At 72.9% G+C, this 25,373-nt stretch carries 24 protein-coding genes and 2 pseudogenes; 16 read left to right on the plus strand and 10 right to left on the minus strand.

Annotated elements, in window-relative coordinates; all coding sequences use genetic code 11:
• Positions 1-507: 507 nt before the first annotated feature.
• From uvrC to MVA48_RS01600, 10 genes are all read left to right on the plus strand, one after another.
• The gene (gene uvrC, locus MVA48_RS01555) at positions 508-2,511 is read left to right on the plus strand and encodes an excinuclease ABC subunit UvrC (RefSeq protein ID WP_246985012.1); all 2,004 of its coding nucleotides are present in this window, start codon (positions 508-510) and stop codon (positions 2,509-2,511) included.
• A complete protein-coding gene (gene rapZ, locus MVA48_RS01560) occupies positions 2,508-3,449 on the plus strand; it encodes an RNase adapter RapZ (protein WP_246985022.1) in 942 nt (313 codons plus the stop codon). Before uvrC ends, rapZ begins: the two co-directional genes overlap by 4 nt.
• Positions 3,450-3,487: 38 nt before the next feature.
• Positions 3,488-4,429, plus strand: a complete 942-nt coding sequence (locus MVA48_RS01565) for a gluconeogenesis factor YvcK family protein (protein ID WP_246985025.1) — start codon at positions 3,488-3,490, stop codon at positions 4,427-4,429.
• A gap of 92 nt (positions 4,430-4,521) precedes the next feature.
• Positions 4,522-5,502 (plus strand): DNA-binding protein WhiA, encoded by a 981-nt coding sequence (gene whiA, locus MVA48_RS01570; protein WP_116450417.1) that lies wholly within the window; start codon positions 4,522-4,524, stop codon positions 5,500-5,502.
• Positions 5,503-5,583: 81 nt separating this feature from the next.
• Complete coding sequence (gene gap / locus MVA48_RS01575; protein WP_246985028.1) at positions 5,584-6,588, plus strand: type I glyceraldehyde-3-phosphate dehydrogenase; 1,005 nt, start codon at positions 5,584-5,586, stop codon at positions 6,586-6,588.
• On the plus strand, positions 6,588-7,781 hold the full coding sequence (locus MVA48_RS01580) for a phosphoglycerate kinase (RefSeq protein ID WP_246985030.1): 1,194 nt from the start codon (positions 6,588-6,590) through the stop codon (positions 7,779-7,781). Before gap ends, MVA48_RS01580 begins: the two co-directional genes overlap by 1 nt.
• A gap of 12 nt (positions 7,782-7,793) precedes the next feature.
• Entirely contained in the window at positions 7,794-8,621 is an 828-nt protein-coding gene (tpiA, locus tag MVA48_RS01585; RefSeq protein ID WP_246985032.1) for a triose-phosphate isomerase, read from the plus strand.
• 48 nt (positions 8,622-8,669) lie between these two features.
• Complete coding sequence (locus tag MVA48_RS01590) at positions 8,670-10,451, plus strand: ABC transporter substrate-binding protein (RefSeq protein ID WP_246985041.1); 1,782 nt, start codon at positions 8,670-8,672, stop codon at positions 10,449-10,451.
• Positions 10,452-10,513: 62 nt separating this feature from the next.
• Positions 10,514-10,750: a preprotein translocase subunit SecG gene (secG, locus tag MVA48_RS01595; RefSeq protein WP_371821178.1), complete on the plus strand. Its 237-nt coding sequence runs from the start codon at positions 10,514-10,516 to the stop codon at positions 10,748-10,750.
• Positions 10,751-10,838: 88 nt separating this feature from the next.
• Entirely contained in the window at positions 10,839-11,195 is a 357-nt protein-coding gene (locus tag MVA48_RS01600; protein WP_256461111.1) for an RNA polymerase-binding protein RbpA, read from the plus strand.
• Between the two features lie 20 nt (positions 11,196-11,215).
• Here the strand turns inward: MVA48_RS01600 and MVA48_RS01605 are convergent, their stop codons facing one another.
• The 9 genes and pseudogenes from MVA48_RS01605 to tkt form a co-directional block, all read right to left on the minus strand.
• Positions 11,216-11,374, minus strand: a complete 159-nt coding sequence (locus MVA48_RS01605) for a hypothetical protein (RefSeq protein ID WP_246985046.1) — start codon at positions 11,372-11,374, stop codon at positions 11,216-11,218.
• A 97-nt stretch (positions 11,375-11,471) separates the two neighbouring features.
• Positions 11,472-12,248: a PIG-L deacetylase family protein gene (locus tag MVA48_RS01610; protein ID WP_246985048.1), complete on the minus strand. Its 777-nt coding sequence runs from the start codon at positions 12,246-12,248 to the stop codon at positions 11,472-11,474.
• On the minus strand, positions 12,245-12,781 hold the full coding sequence (locus MVA48_RS01615) for a 6-phosphogluconolactonase (RefSeq protein ID WP_256461112.1): 537 nt from the start codon (positions 12,779-12,781) through the stop codon (positions 12,245-12,247). The genes MVA48_RS01610 and MVA48_RS01615 overlap by 4 nt, the downstream gene beginning before the upstream one ends.
• Positions 12,718-13,011, minus strand: a pseudogene (locus MVA48_RS23310) (6-phosphogluconolactonase); the annotation flags it as partial. The gene MVA48_RS01615 and the pseudogene MVA48_RS23310, both read right to left, overlap by 64 nt.
• Positions 13,008-13,727, minus strand: a complete 720-nt coding sequence (locus tag MVA48_RS01620) for a glucose-6-phosphate dehydrogenase assembly protein OpcA (protein WP_246985051.1) — start codon at positions 13,725-13,727, stop codon at positions 13,008-13,010. The pseudogene MVA48_RS23310 and the gene MVA48_RS01620, both read right to left, overlap by 4 nt.
• Positions 13,728-13,806: 79 nt before the next feature.
• Positions 13,807-14,046 (minus strand): annotated as a pseudogene (locus MVA48_RS23895) (glucose-6-phosphate dehydrogenase assembly protein OpcA); the annotation flags it as partial.
• A 25-nt stretch (positions 14,047-14,071) separates the two neighbouring features.
• A complete protein-coding gene (zwf, locus tag MVA48_RS01630) occupies positions 14,072-15,541 on the minus strand; it encodes a glucose-6-phosphate dehydrogenase (protein ID WP_246985053.1) in 1,470 nt (489 codons plus the stop codon).
• A gap of 81 nt (positions 15,542-15,622) precedes the next feature.
• On the minus strand, positions 15,623-16,723 hold the full coding sequence (gene tal, locus MVA48_RS01635) for a transaldolase (protein ID WP_246985055.1): 1,101 nt from the start codon (positions 16,721-16,723) through the stop codon (positions 15,623-15,625).
• 35 nt (positions 16,724-16,758) lie between these two features.
• Positions 16,759-18,969, minus strand: coding sequence for a transketolase (gene tkt, locus MVA48_RS01640; RefSeq protein ID WP_246985057.1), 2,211 nt, complete (start codon positions 18,967-18,969; stop codon positions 16,759-16,761).
• 237 nt (positions 18,970-19,206) lie between these two features.
• Here tkt and MVA48_RS01645 point away from each other — a divergent pair, with 237 nt between their 5' ends.
• Positions 19,207-20,139, plus strand: a complete 933-nt coding sequence (locus tag MVA48_RS01645; RefSeq protein WP_246985059.1) for a heme o synthase — start codon at positions 19,207-19,209, stop codon at positions 20,137-20,139.
• A complete protein-coding gene (locus tag MVA48_RS01650) occupies positions 20,136-20,423 on the plus strand; it encodes a hypothetical protein (RefSeq protein ID WP_246985061.1) in 288 nt (95 codons plus the stop codon). Before MVA48_RS01645 ends, MVA48_RS01650 begins: the two co-directional genes overlap by 4 nt.
• An 89-nt stretch (positions 20,424-20,512) precedes the next feature.
• Here the strand turns inward: MVA48_RS01650 and MVA48_RS01655 are convergent, their stop codons facing one another.
• Complete coding sequence (locus MVA48_RS01655) at positions 20,513-21,439, minus strand: COX15/CtaA family protein (protein WP_246985063.1); 927 nt, start codon at positions 21,437-21,439, stop codon at positions 20,513-20,515.
• Positions 21,440-21,617: 178 nt separating this feature from the next.
• On the opposite strand from MVA48_RS01655, the gene MVA48_RS01660 reads away from it, so the two are divergent.
• From MVA48_RS01660 to MVA48_RS01675, 4 genes are read left to right on the plus strand one after another with little or no spacing between them, the layout of a single operon-like run.
• Entirely contained in the window at positions 21,618-22,322 is a 705-nt protein-coding gene (locus MVA48_RS01660; protein WP_246985065.1) for a helix-turn-helix transcriptional regulator, read from the plus strand.
• Positions 22,319-23,746 carry a Fe-S cluster assembly protein SufB gene (gene sufB / locus MVA48_RS01665; protein ID WP_246985067.1) on the plus strand — a complete coding sequence of 476 codons (1,428 nt, stop codon included), beginning with the start codon at positions 22,319-22,321 and terminating at the stop codon, positions 23,744-23,746. Before MVA48_RS01660 ends, sufB begins: the two co-directional genes overlap by 4 nt.
• Complete coding sequence (gene sufD, locus MVA48_RS01670) at positions 23,746-25,017, plus strand: Fe-S cluster assembly protein SufD (RefSeq protein ID WP_246985069.1); 1,272 nt, start codon at positions 23,746-23,748, stop codon at positions 25,015-25,017. Before sufB ends, sufD begins: the two co-directional genes overlap by 1 nt.
• Positions 25,014-25,367: a non-heme iron oxygenase ferredoxin subunit gene (locus MVA48_RS01675; RefSeq protein ID WP_246985071.1), complete on the plus strand. Its 354-nt coding sequence runs from the start codon at positions 25,014-25,016 to the stop codon at positions 25,365-25,367. Before sufD ends, MVA48_RS01675 begins: the two co-directional genes overlap by 4 nt.
• Positions 25,368-25,373: the final 6 nt, after the last annotated feature.

Below are 25,373 nucleotides of genomic sequence, written 5' to 3' on the forward strand. Positions count from 1 at the left end.
GCTGCGCGGCAGGGTCCTACGGTCCCGGCCATGGACAGGCTCAGCGTGGGTGAACTCGCCCGCGAGGTCGGGCTCACCGCCCAGGCGCTACGGCACCACGACCGCACGCGCCCGGCTCATCGCCCGGCTCCGCGGCGCCGGGGTCCCGCTCGACGCCGTCCGCACGTGGCTGGCCGCCGACGGCGAGCAGGAGGTCGCCGCCCGGCTTCTCGCCGGCTCCTCGCGAGGCGATCGCCCGCGCACACGCGGTGGCCGGACGAACGGCGGAAGCGGAAGAGGCGATCCGCCGCGCGAGGTACGTCGTCATCGCCGACGACGAGGACCGGGAGCTGCTCGAGTCCGACCTGGCGACGATCGCGGTGTAGCCGGGCGGCGATCGGCCATCCGCACGACGGTGATCCGCACGGCCCGAGGGCGCAGCGGCGGTCGAGAGAACTGCGGGGACAGGCGTGACGGGCGAGCCGGGACGCCCGGCATCGTGTCGGAGCCCCGACCTAGTCTGGAGCCATGGCCGACCCGTCCACGTACCGCCCGGCGGTCGGCAGCATCCCCGAGTCACCCGGCGTGTACCGGTTCCGCGACGCGAGCGGCCGCGTCATCTACGTCGGCAAGGCCAAGAGCCTGCGCCAGCGGTTGAACAGCTACTTCGCCGACGTCGCCGGCCTGCACCCGCGCACCCGCCAGATGGTGACGACCGCGGCGAGCGTCGACTGGACCGTCGTCGGCACCGAGGTCGAGGCCCTCCAGCTCGAGTACAACTGGATCAAGGAGTTCGACCCGCGCTTCAACGTCCGGTACCGGGACGACAAGAGCTATCCCAGCCTCGCGGTCACGCTGAACGAGGAGTACCCGCGGCTGCAGGTGATGCGCGGGCCGAAGAAGAAGGGCGTCCGCTACTTCGGGCCCTACGCCCACGCCTGGGCGATCCGCGAGACCCTCGACACCCTGACCCGCGTGTTCCCGGCACGGACCTGCTCCAACGGCGTCTTCAAGCGGGCCGGCCAGATCGGCCGGCCCTGCCTGCTGGGGTACATCGGCAAGTGCGCGGCTCCGTGCGTGGGCCGGGTCAGCGCCGACGAGCACCGGCGCATCGTCGACGACTTCGTCGACTTCATGGCCGGGCGCACCGACCTGATGGTCAAGCGCCTCGAGCGGGAGATGGCGCAGGCCGCCGAGGCGATGGAGTACGAGAAGGCCGCCCGCCTCCGCGACGACCTCGGCGCCCTCAAGCGCGCCATGGAGAAGCAGGCCGTCGTCCTCGGCAACGGCACCGACGCCGACGTCATCGCCTTCGCGCAGGACGAGCTCGAGGCCGCCGTCCAGGTGTTCCACGTCCGCGGCGGCCGGGTGCGCGGGCAGCGCGGCTGGATCGTCGACAAGGTCGAGGCCGTCACGACCGGCGAACTGGTCGAGCAGTTCCTGCTGCAGGTCTACGGCGGCGTCGACGAGCAGACCGGCGCCACCGAGGCCGGGGAGACGGTGCCCAAGGAGGTGCTCGTCCCCGAGCTGCCCGACGACGCCGACGTCTACGAGGAGCTGCTCAGCGAGCTGCGCGGCAGCCGGGTCAGCCTCCGCGTGCCCCAGCGGGGCGACAAGCGCAACCTCATGGAGACCGTCGAGCGCAACGCCAAGGAGGCCTTCGCCCGGCACCGGGTGAAGCGCGCCAGCGACCTCACGGCGCGCAGCCTCGCGCTGAGCGAACTGCAGGAGGCGCTCGAGCTGCCCGACGCGCCGCTGCGCATCGAGTGCATCGACATCAGCCATGTCCAGGGCACCAACGTGGTCGCCAGCATGGTCGTCTTCGAGGACGGCCTGGCGAAGAAGTCCGACTACCGGCGGTTCAGCGTCACCTCCGCCACCGACGACACCGCCGCCATGGCCGAGGTCGTCCGCCGCCGGTTCGCCCGCCACCTCAAGGAGGAGCAGGACCGGCGCGACGAGCAGGGGATCGCGGCCGAGGAGGGGCGACCCAGGCGGTTCGCCTACCCGCCCAACCTGCTCGTCGTCGACGGCGGCGCTCCCCAGGTGGCCGCGGCCGGCCGCTCGCTCGACGAGCTGGGCATCGTGGACGTCGCCGTCTGCGGCCTGGCCAAGCGCATGGAGGAGGTCTGGCTGCCCGGCGAGAGCGACCCGGTGATCCTGCCGCGCACGTCGGAGGCCCTCTACCTGCTGCAGCGGGTCCGCGACGAGGCCCACCGCTTCGCGATCACCTACCACCGGCAGAAGCGGTCGACGAGCATGCTCGTCTCGATGCTGGACGACGTCCCCGGTCTCGGGGAGTCGCGACGGAAGGCGCTGATGAAGCAGTTCGGCTCGCTCAAGCGGCTCCGTGCCGCCACCGTCGAGGAGCTCATGGCGGTGCCGGGCATCGGCCGGCGGACGGCCGAGGCGGTCCAGGCCGCGATCGCCGAGCCGGCCGAGTCGGTGACCGCGCCGAGCGGCCCCGGGGAGCGCGGCGAACCGACCCCGGGCGCGGGCACGACCGCCGAGGTCGGCAGGGTGGCCTCGTGAGCACCGACACCGGCCAGGGGCATCCCGCAGGCCCGCAGAGCGACGTCCCCCCGGCGCTGGACCCGGCGACCACCGAGACCCCGCCGCTGGACGTCGTGGTGGTCACCGGGCTGTCCGGGGCGGGCAAGCTCAGCGCCGGCCGGGTGCTCGAGGACCTCGGCTGGTTCGTCGTCGACAACCTGCCGCCGGCGCTGCTGCTGCCGATGGTGCGGCTCGGCGCCCGCGGCGACCTGCGCCGGTTCGCCGCGGTCGTCGACGTCCGCAGTCGCGCGTTCTCCAGCGACCTGCAGGAGGCGATCCGCATCCTGGCCGAGGCCGGCCACCGTCCGCGGGTCGTCTATGTGCACGCCCGCGACGAGGTGCTGGTGCGGCGCTACGAGTCCAACCGGCGCGAGCACCCTCTGCAGGGCAGCGGCACGCTCATCGACGGCATCTCCGCCGAGCGCGCCCTCCTGACCGGCATCGCCGGCGAGGCCGACCTGTGGGTCGACACCAGCGACCTGAACGTCCACCAGCTGCGCGCCACCCTCGAGAACGCCTTCGCCCGCGACGGGCAGACCCCGCCGCTCACGGCGACCGTCATGAGCTTCGGCTTCAAGTACGGCCTGCCACTGGACGCCGACCTGGTCGTCGACGCCCGGTTCCTGCCGAACCCGCACTGGATCCCGGAGCTGCGCCCGCACACCGGGCAGGACGCCGACGTGCGCGACTACGTCCTGGGCCAGCCGCACGCCGCGGACTTCCTCGACCGCTACGTCGACGTCCTCCGGCTGCTCATCCCCGGCTACCGCCGCGAGGGCAAGCGCTACCTGACCCTCGCCGTCGGGTGCACGGGCGGCAAGCACCGCAGCGTGGCCATCGCCGAGGAGTTCGCCCGGCGGCTGCAGGCCGAGGGCGTGGCCGCCGCCGCGCGGCACCGAGACCTGGGTCGCGAGTAGTGCAGCGGGCCGACACCCGGGTCGGTACCACCCGGGTAGTGGCGTTCGGGGGCGGGCACGGGCTGGCCGCGGCGCTCGCGGCGTGGCGCCGCGTCACCTCCGAGCTGACCGCCGTCGTCACGGTGGCCGACGACGGCGGCTCGTCGGGCCGCATCCGGCGCGAGATGCCCGTGCTGCCGCCCGGGGACCTCCGCATGGCGCTGGCCGCACTGGCGGGCGACGGGGTGCGCGGACCGGACCTGGCGGCGCTGCTCCAGCACCGCCTCGGAGGCGCCGGCGCCCTCGCCGGGCATCCCGTCGGCAACCTCGTCCTCACCGGGCTGACCGAGATGCACGGCGGCGACACCGTCCGAGCTCTCGACGAGCTGGCCGACCTGCTGGACTGCTGCGGACGGGTGCTGCCGATGGCCGACGTCCCGCTGGATCTCGTCGCCCGGGTGGAGAGCACCGACCCCGACGATCCCGAGCGCGCCCGGACCATCCGCGGGCAGGTCGCCATCGCCACGACACCCGGTCACGTCCGCGAGATCCTCGTCTCACCACCGGACCCTCCGGTGAACCAGGCGGTGCTCGATGCCATCGCCGCGGCGGACGTGGTCTCGCTGGGTCCCGGTTCCTGGTACACCTCTGTACTGCCGCACCTCCTCGTGCCGAAACTGCGCGCCGCCCTGGTCGACGCGCAGGCCAGGGTGGTCGTGGTGCTGAACCTGGAGCCGCAGCCAGGGGAGACCGACGGGTTCTCACCGGAGGAGCATCTGAGCGTGTTGCAGGCGCACCTGTCCGGAGTGGCGTTGCACACCGTGATCGCCGATGCTGATTCGGTGGTTGACCGCCGTGGTCTCCTGTCTGCGGTACGTGAGTTCGGCGCCGAGCTCGTGCTGGCACCGGTGGCCGAGCAAGGCGGCGCGCCACGGCACGATCCCGAGCGTCTGTCCGCCGTGCTGGCCGGCGTCGTCGCCGGAGTGGTCGGTCCGCGGTGAAGGAGTACGGGTGTCCGATCGGGTATCGGAGCTGACGACGGCAGCCGGCTGACCGCGCTGCCGTCGGTACGAGGGGGAAAGGGAAGCCGCACATGGCGATGACCGCAATGGTCAAGGACGAGCTCTCACGCGTGGAGTGCACGAAGACCTCCGAGCGCAAGGCGGAGGTCACGGCGCTGCTGCGCTTCTCGGGCGGCCTGCACATCGTGGGCGGCCGGGTGGTCATCGAGGCCGAGCTCGACACCGGCTCGGTCGCCAGACGCCTGCGCCGCGACATCAGCGAGGTCTACGGCTACACCAGCGGGGTGAGCGTGCTCGCCGGCGGGAACATCCGCCGCGGCGTGCGCTACCTCGTCCGCATCGCCAAGCACGGCGAGGGACTGGCCCGGCAGACGGGGCTGGTCGACCAGCGGGGCCGGCCCGTCCGCGGGCTGCCCCCGGCGGTCGTGTCCGGCGGGATCAACGACGCCGAGGCGGCCTGGCGCGGTGCCTTCCTCGCCCACGGCTCGCTCACCGAGCCCGGCCGGTCCTCCTCGCTGGAGGTCACCTGCCCCGGCCCGGAGGCCGCGATGGCGCTCGTCGGGGCCGCACGACGGCTCGGCATCCCCGCGAAGGCCCGCGAGGTGCGGGGAGCCGACCGGGTGGTCATCCGGGACGGCGACGCGATCAGCGCCCTGCTGACGCGCATGGGGGCGCACGACGCCGTCCTGGCCTGGGAGGAGCGGCGGATGCGCCGCGAGGTCCGGGCCACCGCCAACCGGCTCGCGAACTTCGACGACGCCAACCTGCGCCGCTCGGCCCGCGCGGCCGTCGCGGCCAGCGCCCGCGTCGAGCGCGCGCTGGAGATCCTGGCCAACGACGCCCCCGAGCACCTGCTCGTCGCCGGGCGGCTGCGTCTGGAGTACGGCCAGGCCTCGCTCGAGGAGCTCGGTCAGCGCGCCGATCCGCCGATGACCAAGGACGCCGTGGCCGGCCGCATACGGCGTCTCCTGGCCATGGCGGACAAGCGCGCGAAGGACCTCGGGATCCCCGACACAGAATCCGTCGTCACCGACGACATGCTGGCTCAGTGAGGTCGCCGCGCGGCAGATAGGGTTTCGCGTGAGCGAGGCCGCATCCCCGACGCGCGGCCCCCGAGCAACGTGGAGGCTCCAGTGACGGTCCGGGTGGGCATCAACGGCTTCGGCCGCATCGGGCGGAACTTCTGGCGTGCCGCGGCCGCCAGCGGCCAGGACATCGAGATCGTTGCGGTCAACGACCTGACCAGCAACGAGGCCCTGGCGCACCTGCTCAAGTACGACAGCATCCTCGGCGTCCTCGCCGAGGACGTCGCCGCCGACGGCGAAGGCATCAAGATCGGCGGCACCACGATGAAGGTGCTGTCGGAGCGCGACCCCGCCGCGCTCCCGTGGGGCGACCTCGGCGTAGACGTCGTCGTCGAGTCGACCGGCTTCTTCACCAAGGCCGCGGACGCGCGCAAGCACGTCGACGCCGGCGGCGCGAAGAAGGTCATCATCTCCGCACCGGCCACCGACGACGACATCACGATCGTCATGGGCGTCAACGACAACCTGTACGACGGCTCGCAGACGGTCATCAGCAACGCGTCCTGCACCACCAACTGCCTGGCCCCGCTGGCCAAGGTCCTCAACGACGCGTTCGGCATCGAGCGCGGCCTGATGACGACGATCCACGCCTACACGGCCGACCAGAACCTGCAGGACGGGCCGCACAAGGACCTCCGCCGCGCCCGCGCCGCCGCGCTGAACATGGTGCCGACCTCCACCGGCGCCGCGAAGGCGATCGGTCTGGTGCTGCCCGAGCTCAAGGGCAAGCTCGACGGCTACGCGATCCGCGTCCCGGTGCCCACCGGCTCGGCGACCGACCTCACCGTCCAGCTGACCCGCGAGGCGTCGGCCGACGAGATCGACCAGGCCTACCGCGAGGCCGCCGCCGGTCCGCTCGGCAAGTACCTCACCTACACCGACGCGCCGATCGTCTCCTCCGACATCGTCACCGACCCGGCGTCCTGCATCTACGACGCCAAGCTGACCAAGGTGTTCGGCCCGATGGCCAAGGTGCTCGGCTGGTACGACAACGAGTGGGGCTACTCCAACCGCCTCGTCGACTGCGTCTCGATGGTCGGCAAGTCCCTCTGATGCGGTCCCTCGACGACCTGCTCGCCGAGGGGGTCTCGGGTCGGCGCGTGCTCCTGCGCGCCGACCTGAACGTCCCCCTGGACAAGAGCACGCGCGAGATCACCGACGACGGCCGCATCCGGGCGAGCCTGCCCACCGTGCAGGCCCTGCGCGAGGCCGGGGCACGGGTACTGGTCGCCGCGCACCTCGGCCGCCCCAAGGGCGCGCCGGACCCGCAGTTCTCCCTGGCGCCGGTCGCGGCGCGCCTCGGTGAGCTGCTGGGCGCGCCGGTGCCGCTCGCGGCCGACGTCGCCAGGGACGACGCGTCCGCCCGGGCGGCCGCGCTCGGCGACGGCGACGTCCTGCTGCTGGAGAACGTGCGCTTCGAGGCCGCCGAGACGTCCAAGGACGACGCCGAGCGCGGAGAGCTGGCCGACCGGTTCGCCGCCCTCGCCGACGTCTACGTCGACGACGCGTTCGGCGCCGTCCACCGCAAGCATGCGTCGGTGTTCGACGTGGCCGAGCGGCTCCCGCACTACGCCGGCCGGCTGGTCGCCCGCGAGCTCGACGTCCTGCGCCGGCTGACCACCGAGCCCGAGCGGCCCTACGTCGTGGTCCTGGGCGGGTCCAAGGTCAGCGACAAGCTGGCCGTGATCGAGGCACTGCTGCCGAAGGTCGACCGGCTGCTGGTCGGGGGCGGCATGTGCTTCACCTTCCTGTCCGCGCAGGGCCACGGCGTCGGGAAGTCGCTGCTGGAGGCCGACCAGGTCGATACCTGCCGGCGGCTGCTGGCCGAGGCCGGCGACCGCATCGTCCTGCCGGTCGACGTCGTCTGCGCCCCGGAATTCGCCGCCGACGCGCCGACGGCGACGGTAGCGGTGGACCGGATCCCCGACGACCAGATGGGCCTGGACGTCGGCCCGCGCACGGTCGAGCTCTTCGGCACCGAGCTGGGCGACGCACGCACGGTGTTCTGGAACGGCCCCATGGGCGTCTTCGAGCTGGCCCCCTTCCAGGAGGGCACCCGCGGGGTGGCGGCCGCGGTCGCCGCCGTCGACGGGCTCTCGGTGGTGGGCGGTGGGGACTCCGCCGCCGCCGTCCGCCAGCTGGGGCTCGACGAGGGCGCCTACGGGCACATCAGCACCGGTGGCGGCGCCTCCCTCGAGTACCTCGAGGGCCGGGAGCTCCCGGGCCTCGCCGTCCTCGCCGACTGATCAGGGGCTGACATGGCACGCAAGCAGCAGGCCGCACCGCGCCGCGGCGCCTTCCAGGGCGGCGACCGCCGCACGCTGATCGCCGGCAACTGGAAGATGCACATGACGCACCTCGAGGCGATCGGCCTGGTGCAGAAGCTGGTCTTCACGGTTCCCGACACCGTGCTCGACGTCGCCGAGGTGGTCGTCCTGCCGCCGTTCACCGCGCTGCGCAGCGTCCAGACCCTCGTCAGCGGCGACAAGCTGACCCTCGGGTACGGCGCCCAGGACCTCTCGGTCCAGGACTCCGGCGCCTACACCGGTGAGATCAGCGGCGGGATGCTCGCGGCACTGGCCTGCGAGTACGTCACCGTCGGCCACTCCGAGCGCCGGCAGCACCACGCCGAGGACGACGCCGTGGTCGCCGTCAAGGCGCAGGCGGCACTGCGGCACGGCCTCACGCCGATCGTGTGCGTGGGAGAGGGGCTCGACGTCCGCAAGGCCGGTGAGCACGTCTCCTACTGCACGACGCAGGTGGACGCGTCGCTCGACGGCCTCACCGCCGAGCAGATCGCCTCGCTGGTGATCGCCTACGAGCCGGTGTGGGCCATCGGCACCGGCGAGGTGGCCACGCCCGACGACGCGCAGGAGGTCTGCGGCGCACTCCGGTCACGGCTCGCCGAGCGTCACGGTACGGAGACGGCCGACTCCGTACGTATCCTCTACGGCGGGTCGGTGAAGGCCGCGAACACGGCCGGGATCCTGGCCGGGCCGGACGTCGACGGTGCGCTCGTCGGAGGTGCCAGCCTGGACGCCGACGAGTTCGCACAGATCTGTCGGATCGCCGCCGACGGCAGCTGACCGCCGCTGCCGCCGCCGGCCGCACAACCGGGGGCGGAACAGCAGGCTGTGGAGAAGACGCTCGAACGGCTCGACCACCGGCTCCCGTCCTGGGCGCGGGGGTGGTGGCCCCGACGACGGATCATCGCGGCCGGCGCGGTCGTGGTCCTCGTCGTCGTCGTGGCGGTCAGCTGCCTCGGCGGCTCGGGCGGGCGGGCCGACGTCCCGGTCGTCGAGGGCGAGCCGAACGCGGCCGTGGACGGCGTCCGCGCGCCGTCGGACCGGACCGGCGGCACGCTGCGCGTCGTCACCGGTCAGATCGACAGCCTCGATCCGCAACGCTCGTACCTCCCCGGCGTGTGGAACCTCATGCGGCTCTACACCCGCACGCTGGTCACCTACAGCACCGAGCCAGGAGCCACCGGCACCCTGGTCCCCGACCTGGCCACCGACCTCGGCACGGTGTCGGAGGACGGGCGCAGCTGGTCGTTCACCCTGCGCGAGAACGTCCGGTTCGAGAACGGCCGGCCGATCACCGCGCAGGACGTGAAGTACGGCATCCAGCGCTCGTTCGCCTCCGACGTCATCGTCGGCGGGCCGACGTACGTGGTGGACCTGTTCGACGACCCGGGCAACCCCTATCCGGGGCCGTACTCCCGCGAGGAGGACGACCCGGAGCTCACATCCATCGAGACCCCTGACGAGCGCACCATCGTCTTCCGGCTGCGCGCTCCTCAGCCCGATCTGCCCTACGTGCTGGCGCTGCCCTCGAGCAGCCCGGTGCCGGCCGAGGCCGACACCGGCGGCAGCTACGGCGCCGACCCGGTGTCGTCGGGGCCCTACGCGATCACGTCGGTGGATCCGGCCGCCGGGATCCTGCTCGACCGCAACCCCCAGTGGGACCCGGCGACCGATGACGTCCGCACCGCGCTGCCCGACCAGGTAGTGGTCCGCTCGGGGCTGGGCGGGGTCCAGCGCGACCAGGCGCTGCTCGCCGGCTCGGCCGACCTCGACACCACCGGCGCCGGAGTCCAGCCCGCCACCACGGCCCGGCTCGCCGCCGACGAGGACCACCCCGTGCGCGACCGGGTCGACGACCTGACGACCGGCGCGCTGCGGCTGCTGGCGCTGCCGACGGTCGTCCCGCCGATGGACGACGCCGCCTGCCGTGCCGCGGTCGCCGCCGCGATCGACCGCCGGGCGGTGCAGGAGGCGCTCGGCGGGCCGGTGAACGCGGTGCGCAGCTCCCAGCTGTGGCCCCGCGCCCTGGGCGACGGCCCGGAGGACGCCGACCGCGGTCCCGACCTCGACGCCGCGCGGGCCTCGCTCGAGGAGTGCGGAGCGCCCGACGGCTTCGACACGGTCCTGGCCGTCGCCGACACGAAGGTCAGCGTCGACGTGGCCGAGGCGATCGCCGAGCAGCTCGCCGAGGTCGGCATCCGGGTCGAGATCCGTCCGCTGCCCGCCACGTCCTTCTACGCGACGGACGTCGGCGATCCGGCCAACGTGGCCGCCAACGGCTACGGCATCGTCCTGGCCACCTGGACGGCGGACTTCCCGACCCCCGCCTCGTTCCTGGTCCCCCTGGTCGACAGCCGCAGCATCCGCGCCGTCGGCAACACCAACTACGCCCGACTCGCCGCCCAGCCGGTCGACGCGCTGGTCGACCAGGCCCGCGCGTCGGGGGAACCGGAGGCGTGGCGGGCGGTCTCGGCCGCGGTCACCGACGCGGCCGTCTACGTCCCGCTCGCCGAGACCCGCGTGCAGCTCGTGGCCGGTCAGCGGCTGCGCAACGGCGTCGTGATGCAGCCGTACAGCGGTTACGACGTCGCCACCGCCGGCGTGCGCTGAGCGTCGGCTAATCTCGGAGACCGGAGCCGGCGCCCGTCGCCGGTCGCGAGCCTGGAGAGACAATGATCGAGCTGATCCTCAACGTGCTGCTGGTGATCACCAGCGTGCTCCTCGTGGTGCTCATCCTGCTGCACCGGGGTAAGGGCGGCGGTCTGTCGTCGATGTTCGGCGGCGCGGCGTCGTCGTCCCTGAGTGGCTCGGCCGTCGTCGAGAAGAACCTCAACCGGCTGACCGTCTTCACGGCGGCGATCTGGACCGTGTGCATCGTCGGCCTCGGCATCCTGGTCAAGACCACCTGACGCCGGACCCGCGCACGATCGTGACCCGGGATCGCCGCTCCAGGCCCTAGACTGCGCGCGCGGCGACTGGCCGCACATCCCGTACCCGATGCAGGGGGCGCTCGTGGCTGGTGGCAACGCGATCCGGGGCACCCGGGTCGGAGCAGGTCCGATGGGTGAGGCCGAGCGCGGCGAGGTGGCCCCCCGGAACCGGGTCCCGTTCTGGTGCGCCAACCGGCACGAGACCCGGGTCGCCTTCGCCAGCGACGCCGACGTGCCCGACCTGTGGGACTGCCCTCGCTGTGGCCTGCCGGCCGGGCAGGACGAGCAGAACCCGCCGCCCGCGCCGCGGACCGAGCCCTACAAGACGCACCTGGCCTACGTGCGGGAGCGGCGCAGCGACGCCGACGGTGACGCCCTGCTCGAGGAGGCGCTCTCCCGGCTGCACAGCCGCCGGGGGCTCTGAGCCGGGTCAGTCGCGCCGGGTCAGTCGCGCGGTCGCGTCTCCCACCGCGCGGTCCGGTGGTCCCAGTACTGCGACATCGGTCGGGTGCGGCGCCGGACCTCCGGGCGCGGCTCCTCAGCGACCCGCTCCCCGGCCCGGGGGGCGGGGACGACGTACTCGCGCGTCTGGACGACGGTCATCGGCGTACTCCTGGCTGGACGGGTGCGGCGAGCATGCCGCCTCTGCCGGGGAGAGGCCGCGACCCGGGTCATCGGATGCACCGGACCCGGCCCGTCGTCACGCGTGGTGGTCGGAGAGATCCACGCGGGCGAGGTGGTCGGCGGTCAGGAAGGCGCGGCGCAGGTCGGCGCTGAGCCCGTCGAACGGAGACGTCTGCGACCGGTGCTCGGCCATGGCGGCCTCGCGCCGGTCGAGAACCGCGGTCGTGTCGAGGACGTCGGTGACGTCCTCGTCGGCCCGGCCCAGGGTCGCGGGGTCGAGGCCGTGGTAGGCGGTGTCCGGCCGCACCGACCGCATCTCGTCCAGCCACCGGCGCAGCAGGCTGTTGGGCAGGCAGTGCTCGTAGAGCGCCGGACCCTGGGAGCCGGCGAGCGCGGCGCGCATGCCGGCCCGCACGTGCAGGTGGTCGCGGTGGCCGTCGCTGCCGTCGAGGACCACGACGACGTCCGGGCCGATCTCCTCGACCAGCCGGCCCAGCACCACGGCGAGCTCGTCCACCGGCGCGGAGCACAGGGCCCCCGGGCCGCAGGCGCCGTCGAAGCCGGAGTCCCGGTAGCCGAGCAGCTCGAGGCGGGCCACGCCCAGGTGGCCGGCGGCCCGGCGCAGCTCGACCTCGCGGACGCTGCCGAGGTCCGTCCCGTGCGGCAGTTCGGCCGCCGGCTCGCCGGCCTCGCCCCGGGTGGCGCACACCACCGTGACCTCCGCGCCGCGCGTCGTCGCGTGGGCGATCGTGGAGCCGCACCCGAACGACTCGTCGTCCGGGTGCGCCACGGCGACCAGCCAGCGGTCACCGGGTTCGGGGTGCTGGAGGAGGTCGCGCGTCGTCCCGGTCATCGACCGGGCAGCATGCCCGCCGCGGCGCGGTCGAGCAACCACCTGGTGGCCCGCCGGCCGTGCACCCCTGCGGCGGGCAGCTCCGTCGGCTCGGCGCCGGCGACAGCGCGGGCCACCGCGGAGGCCTTGCCCTCGCCCGCGACCAGCAGCCAGACCTCCTCGGCCGAGTTGATCGCCGAGAAGCCGAGGCTGACCCGGGTCGGCGGCGGCTTGGGGCAGTCGCGCACGGCGACCACGGGCCGGTCGTCGGCGGCCGCGGGGGAGTCCGGGAAGATCGAGGCAACGTGCCCCTCGGCACCCATGCCGAGCAGCAGGACGTCGAACCGGGGGAGTGGGACGCCCGGCGGCGCCGCGGCGGCGAGCTGCCCCGCGTACCAGGCTGCCGCGTCCTCGGGCTCGGCGAACCCCCGTCGGAGGGCGGCATCGCGTGGATCCGGTGCTCGGGGACGCCCACCCGGCCCAGCAGCGCCTGGCGGGCCTGCTTCTCGTTGCGCTCGTCGCTCCCGGCGGGCACGAAGCGCTCGTCCCCCCACCAGAAGTCGACGTGCTCCCAGTCGACGGTCTCGCGGACCGGCTCGGCGGCCAGGCCCGCGACCTGCTCCAGCACGGCGGTCCCGATGCCCCCGCCGGTCAGGACGACCGACGCGCGGCCGTCGTGCACCGCCTGCGCGGCGGCCAGCCGGGCGACCAGCGCCTCGGCCACGACCCGCGCGAGCGCATCGGCGTCCGGCTCGACGACCACGTCCGGGGTAGGTGCGCTCACGTCGCGGCAGCCTTCTTCCGGGGCTTGGTGCCCTGGCCGTTCTGCTCGGCGGGGTCGACCCAGACGTGTTCGCGGGTCTCCTTGCGCTCGGCCAGCCCGGTCACGCCGGTCACCGCCTCGAGCGCGTCGCTGTAGGGCTCGTCCGGATCCAGCCGCCGCAGCTCCTCGCTGAGCAGGTCGCCGAGCACGCGCTCGGGCAGCGCCACCGTCGCGTCCGGCCGGTACGGCTGCTTGATCACGGCGCCACCCCGGCGGTCGGCGTGGATCTCCACCTCCTCGTCCTGGTCGAGCACGAGGACGACGGAGGAGACACCGCTCTCCCCGGGGCGGCGGTCGGTCGGCTCCACCGAGATCGGGCAGCCGCAGCGCGACGACAGCCACCCGGCCAGGAGCTGGGCGGTGGCGTTGCCCGGGTCGCCGGTCACGCTGCCGCCGCGTACCTCCACCGGGGCGCCGCGGCGGCCGGACACCGAGTCCAGCGTCGAGGCGAGGATCGCCCGCCACGCGGTGCTCCGCGTCCACGTCAGGTCCGTGTCGCCGGGGGCGTAGTCGGCGGCGCGGGTGCGCAGCGCCGCGATGCAGTCCTCGGCCATGGAGCTGTCGGTGATCCGCCGGTCGGCGAAGACCGCGAGCGCGTCGGTCGCCAACCGGTCCGGTGGCGGAGCGTGCCACCAGGCGACCACCGGCGCGTCGGCGGCCAGCAGCGGCAGCACCACCGACTCGGCGTGCAGCCCCAGCCCGGCCGTACATGCGCATCACCACGGCCTCGCCCGGACCCAGCCGGCCACCGATCAGCACCTCGGCGTCCAGCCGCGGCACCGGGGCGTCGATCTGCCGGCGCACCACGATCAGCACCCGGCAGGGGTGCATCTCGGCGGCGTGCGTCGCCGCCTCCTCGGCCTCGGCGACCCGGCTCTCGTCGGCGACGACGATCAGCGTCAGCGCGACGCCGGACAGCACCGCACCGCCCGTGCGGCGCTGGGCGGCCAGCTCCTTGACGACGGCGGACCCGGTGGTGTCCCAGAGCGTGGTCATGGCCTCGTCCTCCTCATGGGCGACCTCATGGGCGGCGCCACCTCCGTCCCTCGGCGGCCAGCATCTCGTCGGCCGCCCGCGGGCCCCACTCGCCGGCCCGGTAGAGGTGCGGGGTCGTACCGGCCCAGAACTCCTCGAGCGGGTCGATGACCGCCCAGGACGCCTCCACCTCGGCGTTGCGGGGGAACAGCGTCGCGTCACCCAGCAGCACGTCGAGCAGCAGCCGCTCGTAGGCCTCCGGGCTGCTCTCGGTGAACTGCTCGCCGTAGAGGAAGTCCATGGACACGTCCCGGACCTCCATCACGCTGCCCGGGACCTTCGACCCGAACTTGAGCGTGACCCCCTCGTCGGGCTGCACGCGGATGACCAGCTGGTTGTTGCCGAGTTCCTCGGTGTCGGTGTCGGCGAAGGGCAGGTGCGGCGCTCGCTTGAACACCAGCGCGATCTCGGTGACCCGGCGGGGCAGCCGCTTGCCGGTGCGCAGGTAGAACGGGACGCCGGCCCACCGGCGGGTCTCCACACCGAGGCGGACGGCGGCGAAGGTCTCGGTCCTCGAGTCGGGGTCGACGCCCTCCTCCTCGCGGTAGCCCTTGGCCCGCTCGCCGGCCAGCCACCCCGGCTCGTACTGGCCCCTGACCGCGAAGGTGCCCATGTCCTCGGGCACCGAGATGGCCCGCAGCACCTTGAGCTTCTCGGTCCGGATCTCCTCCGCGGAGAACTCGACCGGCTCCTCCATCGCGGTGAGCGCCAGCAGCTGCAGGAGGTGGTTCTGCAGGACGTCCCGGGCGGCGCCGGTCTTCTCGTAGAACTGGGCCCGCCCGCCGATGCCGACGTCCTCGGCCATCGTGATCTGCACCGAGTCGACGTGGTGGACGTTCCAGATCGGCTCGAACAGCTCGTTGGCGAACCGCAGGGCCATCAGGTTCTGGACGGTCTCCTTGCCCAGGTAGTGGTCGATGCGGAACACGTCGTCGGCGCTGAACACCGAGTCGACCAGCTCGTTGAGCTGGCGGCTGGAGGGCAGGTCCTCCCCGAACGGCTTCTCGACCACGACCCGGCGCCAGCGCTCGGGCGTGCTCTCGGCCATGCCGGTGCGCTGCATCTGCTTGAGCACCGTGGGGAACATGGCCGGTGGGATGGACAGGTAGAACGCGGCGTTGCCGCCGATGCCCTGGCTCCCCTCGAGGTCGGCGAGGGTGGCGGCCAGGCTGTCGAAGGCGTCGTCGTCGTCGAACGAGCCCTGGATGAAGGTGATGTCGGTGGCCAGCTGCTCCCAGACGTCCTCGCGCCAGGGCGTACGGGCGTGCTCGCGGGCGGCTTTGCGGGCGAGTTCGGCGAAGTCCTGGTCCTCCCAGTCCCGGCGGGCGAAGCCGAGCAGGGCGAAGTTCGTCGGCAGCAGGCCGCGGTTGGCCAGGTCGTAGACCGCCGGCAGCAGCTTCTTGCGGGCCAGGTCGCCGGTGATGCCGAACACCACCAGGGCGCACGGCTCCGGCACCCGGGGAGGCGTCGGTCGCGCGGGTCCCGCAGCGGGTTGGGGATCATGGGGAGTCCTCGGTCCGGGGGCTCTGCACGCCCCTTACTTCTTGTCCTCGAGCTCGGTGCGCACCGACTCGGTGAGCTCGTCCCAGGAGTCCACGAACTTCTGCACGCCCTCGTCCTCGAGCACGCGGAAGACGTCGTCGAGGTCCACGCCGGCGTCGGCCACCGCCTGCATGACGGCGGCCGCGTCCTCGTAGGACTTCTGCACCGGGGTGCCCGGCTCGCCGTGGTCGGCGTAGGCCTTCATCGTCTTCTCCGGCATGGTGTTGACCGTGCCGGGCGCGATCAGCTCGGAGATGTACATCGTGTCCGAGTACTCGGGGTTCTTGACGCCGGTCGAGGCCCACAGCGGCCGCTGCGGGGCGGCCCCCTGGGCCTCCAGCGCCCGCCAGCGGTCGGAGGAGAAGACCTCCTCGTAGGCCTGGTAGGCCAGCTGGGCGTTGGCGATGCCCGCCTTGCCCTTCAGCGACGCGTCGGCGCCGCTCTTCTCCAGGCGCTTGTCGATCTCGGTGTCGACGCGGGAGACGAAGAAGGAGGCCACCGAGGCGATGCCCTCGAGCGACCCGCCGTTCGCCAGCCGCTTCTCCAGGCCGGAGAGGTAGGCGTCCATGACCGCGCGGTACCGCTCGAGGCTGAAGATCAGCGTGACGTTGACGCTGATCCCGTTGGCGATCGTCTCGGTGATGGCCGGCAGCCCGGCCTCGGTCGCCGGGATCTTGATGTAGAGGTTGGGGCGGTCGACCAGCCACCACAGGTGACCGGCCTCGGCCGCCGTCGCGTCGGTGTCGTGCGCCAGCCCCGGGGCGACCTCGAGGGAGACCCGGCCGTCGCCGGGGGACATCTGCGCCACCGGCGCGAGCAGGTCGCAGGCGTCCCGGACGTCGGCGGCGGTGATGGTGCGCAGCGCCTCCTCGACGCTGACCTTGCGGACGGCCAGGGCGTGCAGCTGGTCGTCGTAGGACTCCGACCCGCTGATCGCCGCCGCGAAGATCGTCGGGTTCGTGGTGACGCCCACGACGGAGTGCTCGTCGACGAGCGACTGCAGGTTGCCGCTGCGGATGCGGTCGCGGGACAGGTCGTCGAGCCAGACGGCGACCCCTGCCTCGGAGAGCTCGGCCAGTTTCTCGTTCTGTGCCATGTCTCGTGTCCTTCTCGATGGGTGGGGAGCGGGGTTCAGCGGTCGCCGGTGGGGTGGGGGAGGCCGCCCGTGGCAGCGACCGGACCGGCCGGCACGGCGTTGCCCCCGGCGGCGGCCTCGATGCTCTCGCGGGCGGCCGACACGACGGCCTCGTGCGTGAGGCCGAACTTCTCGTAGAGCACGCCGTAGGCGGCACTGGCGCCGTAGTGGGTGAGGCCGACGATCCGGCCGGCGTCGCCGACGAACTCGCGCCAGCCCATGGGGACGCCCGCCTCGACGCTGACCCGTGCGCGGACCGACGGCGGCAGCACCTCGTCCTTGTAGGCCTGGTCCTGGTCGGCGAACCACTCGACGCACGGGACGGAGACCACGCGGGTCGGCACGCCGTCGGCCTCGAGCTGCTCCCGGGCGGCCACCGCGATCTGGACCTCGGATCCGGTCCCGAGCAGGATGACCTCGGGAGAGCCGTTCGAGGCCTCGGCGAGCACGTAGGCGCCGCGGGCCACCCCCTCGGCCGAGCCGAACTCGCCGCGGTCGAAGACCGGCAGGTTCTGCCGCGACAGCAGCAGCCCCGCGGGCCGGTCGTTGTTCTCGAGGACGGTGCGCCAGGCGACCGCCACCTCGTTGGCGTCCGCCGGGCGGACGACGTCCAGGCCCGGGATGGCGCGCAGGGCCGCGAAGTGCTCGATCGGCTGGTGGGTCGGGCCGTCCTCGCCGAGACCGATCGAGTCGTGCGTCCACACGTAGATGACCGGCAGCTGCATGAGCGCGGCCAGCCGCACCGCCCCGCGCATGTAGTCGGAGAACGTCAGGAAGGTGCCGCCGTACACGCGGGTGCCACCGTGCAGGGCGATCCCGTTCATGACGGCGCCCATCGCGTGCTCGCGGACGCCGAAGTGCAGCGTGCGGCCGTACGGACCGCCGGACCACATCTTCGTCTGGCGGCTGGCCGGCAGGAACGACGGCTCGCCCTTGACGGCGGTGTTGTTGCTCTCGGCCAGGTCGGCCGAGCCGCCCCACAGCTCCGGCAGCGCCGGGTAGATGGCGGCCAGCACCTCGCCGGAGGCCTTGCGCGTGGCCATCCCCTTCGGGTCGGCGTCCCAGCTGGGCAGATTGGCGGCCCAGCCCTCCGGCAGCGTGCGGGTGGACATGCGCTCGAGCAGCGCGGCGGCGTCCGCGTTCGACTGCTGCCAGGCGTCGAACCGCTGCTGCCACTGCGCGTGCGCCTCGCGGCCGCGGTCGACGACCTTCCGCGCGTGCGCGATGACCTCGTCGGCGACCTCGAAGTCCTGCTCGGGATCGAACCCGAGGATCTCCTTGGTGGCCTTGACCTCGTCGGCGCCGAGCGCCGAGCCGTGCGCGGCGCCGGTGTTCTGCTTGTTGGGGGCGGGCCAGCCGATGATCGTCCTCAGCACGATGATCGACGGGCGGCCGGTCTCGGCCTTGGCGGCGGCGAAGGCGGCGTCGACCGCGGCGAGGTCCTCGCCGTCGTCCACCCGCTGCACGTGCCAGCCGTAGGCCTCGTAGCGCTTGCCGACGTCCTCGGTGAAGGCGACGGTGGTGTCGTCCTCGATCGAGATCTTGTTGTCGTCGTAGACCAGCACGAGGTTGCCGAGCTCCTGCGTGCCGGCCAGGGACGACGCCTCGCCGCTGACGCCCTCCTGCAGGTCGCCGTCGGAGGCGAAGCACCAGATGGTGTGGTCGAACAGGCTCTCGCCCTCGGCGGCGTCGGGGTCGAGCAGGCCGCGCTCGCGACGGGCGGCCATGGCCATGCCCACCGCGTTGCCGACGCCCTGGCCGAGCGGGCCGGTCGTCGTCTCCACACCCGGCGTGTGGTTGACCTCGGGGTGACCAGGGGTCTGCGAGCCCCACGTCCGCAGCGCCTCGAGGTCGCCGAGCTCCATGCCGTAGCCGGACAGGTACAGCTGCACGTAGAGGGTCAGGCTCGAGTGGCCCATCGACAGCACGAAGCGGTCGCGGCCGACCCAGTTCGGATCGGACGGATCATGGCGCAGCCACTTCTGGAAGAGCAGGTAGGCGGTCGGCGCCATGCTCATCGCCGTCCCGGGGTGGCCGTTGCCCACCTTCTGGACGGCGTCCATCGCCAGCACCCGGGCGGTGTCGATCGCGCGGCGGTCGAGGTCGCCGAAGCCGTCGGGAAGGGTCGGCCGGGGCTGCGCCGGGCGGCCGGTGGCGGCGTCGGTCGCCGCCTCGGCCGGGGCCTCGGGCTCGGTGCTCTGGGTCATCTGGTGGGTGCTCCCTCGAGTTGGCCTGCGTCCTGCGGCTGAGCGTCCGTCCCGGGCCGGCGCTGGACCGGGAGCACGCCGTCGCTCTACCCGCTGCGCGCGCCGCAGCAACGCGATCAAGCCTAGTCATCACGGCCGATGCCGCAGCGCTGGGCGGCTGCCCCGGCCGGGCTACAGTGGCTCGGTCCCCGTCCCATGCTCGGAAGTAGGGCTAGTGCTGTTCAGGTCCGGCTCCCGGTGACGGCGCTCTCCGAACGCCGCGCCGAGGCGACCCGCCGGCCGCCGTCGGCCATCCGTACCCGCGTCGGCGCGTACGTCGGGCTCACCAAGCCGCGGATCATCGAACTGCTGCTGGTCACCACGGTGCCGGCGATGATGCTGGCCGCGCGCGGCTGGCCGTCGCTCTCGCTGCTGCTGTTCACCCTGCTGGGCGGGACGCTGGCCGCCGGTGCCGCGAACGTCTTCAACTGCTGGTTCGACCGGGACATCGACCGGCTGATGCAGCGGACCCAGAAGCGGCCACTGGTCACGGGGGCGGTCTCGCCGCGGGCGGCGCTGGTCTTCGGCGCGGTGCTGTCGGTCACGTCGGTGGTGCTGCTGGCGCTCACCACGACGCTGCTGGCCGCCGCGCTCGCGGCCGGGGCGATCTTCTACTACGCCGTCCTCTACACGATGGTGTTCAAGCGGCACACCCGCCGCAGCACCGAGTGGGGCGGCGTGCCCGGCGCCGCGCCGGTGCTGATCGGCTGGGCCGCGGTCACCGGCTCGCTGGACTGGCCGGCCGTCGTCGTGTTCGCCGTGGTCTGGTGCTGGCAGATGCCGCACTTCTGGGCGTTGGCGTTGCGGTTCAAGGCCGACTACGCGCGGGCCGACGTCCCGATGCTGCCGGTGGTGACCACGGAGCTCTCGGTCGGCCGGCAGACGGTGGCCTGGGCCTGGATCACCGTCGCCGTCTCGCTGCTGCTGTGGCCGGTCGCGTCCGGCTACGGCATCGGGCTCGGCTACACGGTGCCGGCGGCACTCCTGGGGGCCTGGTTCGTCCTCGAGTCGCACCGGCTGCTCGGTCGGATCGCGCGCGGCGGCGAGACCAGGCCCATGCAGCTGTTCCACGTCTCGATCTCGTACCTGGCCCTGCTCATGGTCGCGATCGTCGTCGACGCCATCGTGTGAGCCGGCGCGACCTCGCCAACGCGCGCATGGGCCAGCTGGTCGGCGCCGACGGACGCACCTACTCGATCGTCGCGCCACGGATCGAGCGCGCCGAGATCGAGGAGCTGATCGAGGGCGGCCGGCCGGTGGTCACCTACTTCGCCGGCGGGCGGCTCGTCTGGCACGACGAGGACGACGCCTGGCCCGCCTGGTCCGACGCGCGCAGTGCACGCGAGACCGTCACCGGCGGCCGCTGGGAGTCACCCGACGGCGCGCAGGTCGTCGTCCTGGTCTGGCACGACTGACGCGTCGCCGGAACTTGCCGAGATCGCGCTCGGACCGGTATCCCGAGCTGCGGATACCGGTTCCAGGGCACTCTCGCTGCCTCGGCGGGTCAGCGGGTGGCCGCTGCCTGCGGCGTCGCGGGGGTGAGCGGCAGTTCGGACACCGGGCCGCGGACGGACCACACGAGCCGTGCCGTGTAGGCGGTGACGAGGACGGCGCCCAGCATGTGCAGCAGCACGAGGAGCACCGGCAGGTCGGTGAAGTACTGGACGTACCCGACGACCCCCTGTGCCAGCTGGACGATCAGCAGGTCGCGGGCCGCCCGGCGGACGCGGTCGGGGGAGTCGGTGGCGTGCAGCGCCACGAGCAGCGCGACGGTCAATCCGAGCAGGAGGAACACGACGTCGGCGTGCACCTGGCTGGCCAGCTCGGGGTCGAAGCCCGTCCGGCCGGCCTCCGGGTCGCCGCTGTGCGGGCCGCTGCCGGTCACGACCGTCCCGACCGCGAGGACGACGGCGGTGACGGCCGCGATGCCGTTCACCAGCAGCACGAAGGGACGGCGCAGCAGCGGCTGACCGACGCCGGGCTCGCGCGAGCGCAGCCACAGCACGGTGGTGATGGCGACGAGAACCATCGAGACGAGGAAGTGCGCCGCGACGGTCCACGGGTTGAGGCCGGTCAGCACGGTGACGCCCCCGAGCAGCGCCTGCGCCGGGATGCCGAGGAAGGCCAGGACGGCGAGGGCGCGCAGGTCCCGGCGCGCCGACCGGAACACCACGACGACGGTCGCGATGGCGACGGCGGTCAGCACGAACGTGAGCAGCCGGTTGCCGAACTCGATCGCGCCGTGCCCCGCCAGCTCGGGCGTGGCGACGAAGCTCTCGTCGGTGCAGCGCGGCCAGGTCGGGCAGCCCAGCCCCGAGCCGGTGAGCCGCACCGCGCCGCCGGTGATGACGATGACGCCGTTGGCGACCGCGTTGGCCAGCGCCACCCGGGAGACGGCGGCGGGGGAGAAGGCGGTGGGCAGGACCGGCACGGCGTCGATGCTATGCGGTGCGCCCCGGCGGTGAGCCTGGTCACGACGGCCGCCCTGTCGGCGGCGTTGTTAGGGCAGCCTTGGTTGCGAGGTCCTCGAAATAGGACACACTTGTGTTGTGGAAACCGTCGCGACGAACCGGCCGGCACCTGCCGACGACCGTCGCACGCGCGACCGCGTGAGCGCGCTCCTCCTCGAGCACGGTCCGCAGACCGCCGCCGAGCTCGCCGTGCTGCTCGGCATCTCGCCGGCGGCCGTCCGCCGGCACCTCGATGCGCTGCTGGCCACCGGCCGGGTCGAGGAGCGGCTCACGAGGGAGGCGCACCGGGGCCGCGGCCGCCCGGCCCGCCGCTTCCACCTGACCGATGCCGGCCGCTCGGCGTTCCCGCACGCCTACGACGACCTCGCGCTGACCGCCCTGCGCCAGGTGGCGGCGCTGGGCGGGCCGGACGCCGTCCGTGCCGTCGCCGAGGCGCAGATGGCGGGCCTGGAGGCCCGTGCGTCCACGGCCGTCGCCGGGGCCGGCGACCGGGCGCAGGCCCTCGCGGCCGCGCTCACCGCCGAGGGCTACGCTGCCACGGCCTCGGCGATCTCCAGCGGGGGGCAGCTCTGCCAGCACCACTGCCCGGTGGCGCACGTGGCCGCGGAGTTCCCCCAGCTGTGCGAGGCCGAGACCGCGGTGATCGGCCGGCTCGTGGGCACCCACGTGCAGCGGCTGGCCACGATCGCCCACGGCGACGGGATCTGCACCACACACATCCCCGGGCCCCTACGGCCCGGGTCACAGCGCGCGGGGAACAGAACAGTCCCGCAGCGCCCTGTACCTGACACACCCCGCACCGCCGCACCCGCAAGGCCCGAACGGGAGAGGACGCCCGCATGACCAGCACGCAGCAGCCGCTCACCCAGGACGAGCAGATCGAGCAGCTCGGCCGGTACGAGTACGGCTGGGCCGACGCCGACGTCGCCGGCGCGTCCGCGAAGCGCGGCCTGTCCGAGGACGTCGTCCGCGACATCTCGCGCCGCAAGAGCGAGCCCGAGTGGATGCTCGAGCGGCGGCTCAAGGCGCTGAAGCTCTTCGACCGCAAGCCCATGCCCGACTGGGGCTCGGACCTCTCCGGCATCGACTTCCAGAACATCAAGTACTTCGTGCGGTCCACCGAGAAGCAGGCCACCTCGTGGGAGGAGCTGCCGGAGGACATCAAGAACACCTACGACAAGCTGGGCATCCCCGAGGCGGAGAAGCAGCGGCTGGTCGCGGGTGTCGCCGCGCAGTACGAGTCCGAGGTGGTCTACCACCAGATCCGTGAGGACCTCGAGGAGCAGGGCGTCATCTTCCTCGACACCGACACGGCCCTGAAGGAGCACCCGGACATCTTCGGCGAGTACTTCGGCTCGGTGATCCCCTCCGGTGACAACAAGTTCGCCGCGCTGAACACCGCCGTGTGGTCGGGTGGCTCGTTCATCTACGTGCCGCCGGGCGTGCACGTCGAGATCCCGCTGCAGGCCTACTTCCGGATCAACACCGAGAACATGGGCCAGTTCGAGCGGACGCTGATCATCGTCGACGAGGGCGCGTACGTGCACTACGTCGAGGGCTGCACGGCGCCGATCTACAAGAGCGACTCGCTGCACTCCGCGGTCGTCGAGATCATCGTCAAGAAGAACGCGCGCTGCCGGTACACGACCATCCAGAACTGGTCGAACAACGTCTACAACCTGGTCACCAAGCGGGCCGTCGCCCACGAGGGCGCGACCATGGAGTGGGTCGACGGCAACCTGGGCTCCAAGGTGACGATGAAGTACCCGGCGGTCTGGATGACCGGCGAGCACGCCAAGGGCGAGGTCCTCTCGATCGCCTTCGCGGGCGAGGGCCAGCACCAGGACGCCGGCGCCAAGATGGTGCACGCCGCACCGAACACCTCCTCGACCATCGTGTCGAAGTCGGTCGCGCGTGGCGGCGGCCGCACGTCCTACCGCGGCCTGGTGCAGATCGACGAAGGCGCCTACGGCTCCAAGTCGACGGTGAAGTGCGACGCGCTGCTGGTCGACACGATCAGCCGCTCGGACACCTACCCCTACGTCGACGTCCGCGAGGACGACGTCGCGATGGGCCACGAGGCGACCGTCTCCCGCGTCAGCGACGACCAGCTCTTCTACCTGATGAGCCGCGGCCTGACCGAGGACGAGGCCATGGCCATGGTGGTGCGCGGCTTCGTCGAGCCGATCGCCCGCGAGCTGCCCATGGAGTACGCCCTCGAGCTCAACCGGCTCATCGAGCTGCAGATGGAAGGTGCCGTCGGCTGATGTCAGCCCCCGACAACACGCTCGCCTCCGAGCTCTTCGCCCCCGGCGTCGGCGCGCAGGCGGGTCCTCCCACCACGCCCGCAGACAGCACCGGCGTGACACCCAGCGCGCACTCGCACGGCGGTCCCACCCCGACCGGCTCGCCGGCCGAGCGGTTCACCTCGCTGGACCCGGACGCCTTCGGCGTCCCCACCGGTCGCGAGGAGACCTGGCGGTTCACGCCCATGAAGCGGATCCGTCCGCTCCTGGACGGCGCCCCCTCGGACGCGCACCTGAGCTGGACCTCCGACCTGCCCGAGGGCGTCGAGCTGACCAGCGTCGAGGCGGACGACCCGCTGCTCAAGGGCCTGCCCGAGCCGGCCGACCGGCTGGCCGCGCTGACCCGTCAGCGCAGCGGCGGCGCCGCGGTCCTCCGCGTGGCCCAGGAGGCGCAGCTGGACCGCCCCGTCACCCTGGGTCTGGCCGGCACCGGTGCTGACGACGTGGTGTGGGGCCAGTTGGTCATCGAGGTCGGTGCCTTCGCCACGGCGACGATCGTCCTCGACCACAGCGGTGTGGCCCGGTACTCCGGCGGCGTCGCGGTGCTCGTCGGCGACAGCGCGCAGGTGACCCTGGTGTCGGTCCAGGACTGGGCGCCCGGTGCGGTGCACGGCGGTCAGTACGACGCCGTCGTCGGCCGCGACGCGACGTTCACGCAGGTCGTGGTCACGCTCGGCGGCGATCTGGTCCGCCTGGTCAGCAACGTGCAGTACGCCGGCCCCGGCGGCACCGCGGAGCTCTTCGGCGTCTACTTCGCCGACGAGACCCAGCACCAGGAGCACCGCCTCTGGGTCGACCACGCGGTGCCGAACTGCCGCAGCAACGTCCTCTACAAGGGCGCGCTGCAGGGCGAGAACGCGCGCACGGTCTGGATCGGCGACGTCCGCATCCGCCCGGCGGCCACCGGCACCGAGACCTACGAGCTCAACCGCAACCTGGTGCTGACCGACGGCGCCCGCGCCGACTCCGTGCCGAACCTGGAGATCGAGACCGGCGAGATCGTCGGCGCCGGCCACGCCAGCGCCACCGGCCGGTTCGACGACGAGCAGCTGTTCTACCTCTGCTCGCGCGGCATCGACGCCGAGACGGCCCGCCGACTGGTGGTCCGGGGCTTCTTCGCCGACGTGGTCCAGCGGATCGGCATCGACGCCCTGCAGGACCGGCTGATGGGCTCGATCGAGGCCCGCCTCGGTGCCCTGCCGGGTCTGGAGGACCAGGAGGTTCCCGCGTGAGCTTCGAGCGGGTCTGCGCCCTCTCCGACGTGAAGGAGCCCGGTTCCCTGCGGGTGGAGCTGGACGACGTCGACATCGCCGTCGTCCGGTTCGAGGGCGAGGTCTACGCGATCGAGGACCTCTGCTCGCACGCCGAGGTGCCGCTGTCCGAGGGGGACGTCGAGCAGTTCAAGGGCGCCCCGACCATCGAGTGCTGGCTGCACGGGTCGTGCTTCGACCTGCGCACCGGCGAACCCACCAACCTGCCGGCCACCGAGCCGGTTGCCGTCTACCCGGTCCGCGTGGAGGGGGAGGACGTGTACGTCGACGTGTCGATCGACGACAGCCTCCCCGCCGCGGCCAGCAACTGAGGAGCG

This window comes from Blastococcus sp. PRF04-17 (assembly GCF_023016265.1).
Taxonomy (GTDB): Bacteria; Actinomycetota; Actinomycetes; order Mycobacteriales; family Geodermatophilaceae; genus Blastococcus_B.

Bases quoted from the DNA above. Each gene is read 5' to 3' on its own strand.
- uvrC (WP_246985012.1), top strand. From the start codon at position 508: ATGGCCGACCCGTCCACGTACCGCCCGGCGGTCGGCAGCATCCCCGAG.
- whiA (WP_116450417.1), top strand. From the start codon at position 4,522: ATGGCGATGACCGCAATGGTCAAGGACGAGCTCTCACGCGTGGAGTGC.
- MVA48_RS01580 (WP_246985030.1), top strand. From the start codon at position 6,588: ATGCGGTCCCTCGACGACCTGCTCGCCGAGGGGGTCTCGGGTCGGCGC.
- tpiA (WP_246985032.1), top strand. From the start codon at position 7,794: ATGGCACGCAAGCAGCAGGCCGCACCGCGCCGCGGCGCCTTCCAGGGC.
- secG (WP_371821178.1), top strand. From the start codon at position 10,514: ATGATCGAGCTGATCCTCAACGTGCTGCTGGTGATCACCAGCGTGCTC.
- MVA48_RS01600 (WP_256461111.1), top strand. From the start codon at position 10,839: ATGCAGGGGGCGCTCGTGGCTGGTGGCAACGCGATCCGGGGCACCCGG.
- MVA48_RS01605 (WP_246985046.1), bottom strand. From the start codon at position 11,374: ATGACCGTCGTCCAGACGCGCGAGTACGTCGTCCCCGCCCCCCGGGCC.
- MVA48_RS01610 (WP_246985048.1), bottom strand. From the start codon at position 12,248: ATGACCGGGACGACGCGCGACCTCCTCCAGCACCCCGAACCCGGTGAC.
- tal (WP_246985055.1), bottom strand. From the start codon at position 16,723: ATGGCACAGAACGAGAAACTGGCCGAGCTCTCCGAGGCAGGGGTCGCC.
- tkt (WP_246985057.1), bottom strand. From the start codon at position 18,969: ATGACCCAGAGCACCGAGCCCGAGGCCCCGGCCGAGGCGGCGACCGAC.
- sufB (WP_246985067.1), top strand. From the start codon at position 22,319: ATGACCAGCACGCAGCAGCCGCTCACCCAGGACGAGCAGATCGAGCAG.
- sufD (WP_246985069.1), top strand. From the start codon at position 23,746: ATGTCAGCCCCCGACAACACGCTCGCCTCCGAGCTCTTCGCCCCCGGC.